Below are 2,068 nucleotides of genomic sequence, written 5' to 3'. Positions count from 1 at the left end.
GATACAAAATAGTTAGGTGTTCATACACATAACAAGCCATTCAAGCAGGACTTTTAACAGTTGGTTAGGTTCCGCTACGCTTCACATTTTAACCAACAATTAAAAGCCTCTTAATGGGGCGTTATGTGGTATGTATGAGTTATTATCCAGCATTAAAGAAAGCTGAAACTTTTAGGTTAGCTCTAGTTTTATTATCTATATTACTTCCACTAATCGGAGCTGTATTAGCAGGATATGTATTCAATGATATTTGGTTTGTAACAGCAGGGTTTATTTTAGGTGGATTTTGTACGTATTTTTGCGTAAAACTAATCAATAAATATATTAAAGTATATTGTCCCATTTGTGGTTCGGATGATATTCGTGAAAACTATGCAAATAGCCCTCGTGGTACAAACTCTGATGTTGAGCACAATTGTAGCTCTTGTAATAGTAAATTTATTGATGGTCAGCTTGTAGTGTAAATACCACATAACAAGTTGCTCAAACGGACGCATAACAGTTGGCTGCGCTTCGTTCCTCGCACATTTTAGCCAACTATTTTGCGCCGCTTAGCAAGGCGTTAGCCTTCTCGAGAGTATATGGAACTTCCAAAATTTAAGTATCACCCAGAACCACTTGTTACAGGTTCGGTTGAAGAATCTGATTGTGTTTGTGAGTGCTGCGGTAAAAGTACTGGGTTTATTTATACAGGTCTTCCTTATTCGGAGGAAGACTTAGAAGATTCAATTTGCCCATGGTGCATTGCCAACGGAGAAGCGCATAAAAAATTCGATGCTGAATTTACAGATCATGACGCAGTTGGTGATTATGGCTCGTGGTCAGAAGTTGCTCCTGAGATCAAAGAAGAAGTTGCTTTTCGTACACCTGGGTTTAGTGGGTGGCAAGAGCACAAGTGGTGGACCCATTGTAATGATGCGGCTTCCTTTATTGGATTAGCAGGTGCAAAAGAAATAAAAGAATTTGGTTCTGATTTAATTGAGCAACTAAAATCCGAAACTATTAAGACCTATAAAATAGGTGAAGAAGACTGGAATAACTATTTTAATGCTTTAGACGCCGATGGTTCACCAGCCGCATACATATTTAAATGTAATCACTGTGGGAAATTAGGGGGCTATTCAGACTTCGATTAAAAGAAGGCTAACAAGCCATTCAAGCAGGACAAATAACAGCTGGCTATTTGCTCCTTCGTCGCTTATTTTAGCCAACTATTATTTGCCTCTTAATGGGGCGTTAGGCATCAATGGAGTCAACTCTTGCAGTATCGTAAAATTCACATCATTGGTGGTCCAGGTAGTGGTAAAACATTTAGCTCGACTAAACTCCAAGAATTAACAAAGTTGAATGCTTACGATCTTGATAGAGTCTTTTGGGAGCAAAATAAAAACGCTTACATTCGATCTAGTGAAGAGTCTAGAGCAGAAAAATTAAACCAAGTATTGTCCCAAGAAAATTGGATCGTCGAAGGTGTTTATTATAAATGGCTGGCAGATTCTTTTCGTGATGCTGACCTTATTGTTATTTTAAATCCACCTGTTTTACTTAGACAATGGCGTATATTTAAACGCTTTCTTAAGCGGAAATTCATTTTAGGTCAATTCCGTAAAGAATCATTATCCTCTTTCATAGAGATGTATTGGTGGAATCAAAAATTCGATAATGACAATATGGTTCGTATTCTAGACTTTACCGCAGAGCATAAAAATAAAATAATATTTTGTAAAAATTACAACGAGCTACGGCATAAAATTAATGCCTAACAAGGGTTTTCAAGTCGGACAAATTACAGTTGGCTTTTTGTTCGTGCCTCACTTATTTTAGCCAACTGCAATTTGCCGCTTAAAACGGCGTTAGCAGGCACCATTTGTTCTATTTTTAAAGTGTTTGGCTAGTTTATATTTTTATGCAAAGAAGCGGCGTTTTTTACTTTCCTTCCTTTTTTTTGGTAATCTTTTGTATTTAGTTGATCGGTAATCATTTTTTGTTATTGTTTATCAATTAAAGTTTGGTGGCGAAGTGGTGCGGTGTTTATTGTTTCTCACTTCCATCAATTAACTATTTATGT

The 2,068-nt window shown here is 36.8% G+C and carries 3 protein-coding genes; all 3 read left to right on the top strand.

Annotated elements, in window-relative coordinates; all coding sequences use genetic code 11:
* Nucleotides 1–134: 134 nt before the first annotated feature.
* The 3 genes from H4J57_RS19345 (at nucleotide 135) to H4J57_RS19335 (ending at nucleotide 1,763) form a co-directional block, all read left to right on the top strand.
* Entirely contained in the window at nucleotides 135–464 is a 330-nt protein-coding gene (locus H4J57_RS19345; RefSeq protein ID WP_182243968.1) for a hypothetical protein, read from the top strand.
* A gap of 117 nt (nucleotides 465–581) precedes the next feature.
* Complete coding sequence (locus tag H4J57_RS19340) at nucleotides 582–1,136, top strand: CbrC family protein (RefSeq protein WP_182169515.1); 555 nt, start codon at nucleotides 582–584, stop codon at nucleotides 1,134–1,136.
* A gap of 123 nt (nucleotides 1,137–1,259) precedes the next feature.
* Nucleotides 1,260–1,763: a DNA topology modulation protein FlaR gene (locus H4J57_RS19335; protein WP_182169561.1), complete on the top strand. Its 504-nt coding sequence runs from the start codon at nucleotides 1,260–1,262 to the stop codon at nucleotides 1,761–1,763.
* The last annotated feature ends 305 nt before the right edge of the window (nucleotides 1,764–2,068 follow it).

Origin of the sequence: Colwellia sp. BRX8-7, assembly GCF_014077275.1 — a bacterium.
Taxonomy (GTDB): domain Bacteria; phylum Pseudomonadota; class Gammaproteobacteria; order Enterobacterales; family Alteromonadaceae; genus Colwellia_A.
This window is presented reverse-complemented; position numbering and strand designations above follow the sequence as displayed.

Excerpts from the sequence above, each read along its gene's own strand:
- H4J57_RS19345 (WP_182243968.1), top strand. The coding sequence starts at position 135 with ATGAGTTATTATCCAGCATTAAAGAAAGCTGAAACTTTTAGGTTAGCT.
- H4J57_RS19340 (WP_182169515.1), top strand. The coding sequence starts at position 582 with ATGGAACTTCCAAAATTTAAGTATCACCCAGAACCACTTGTTACAGGT.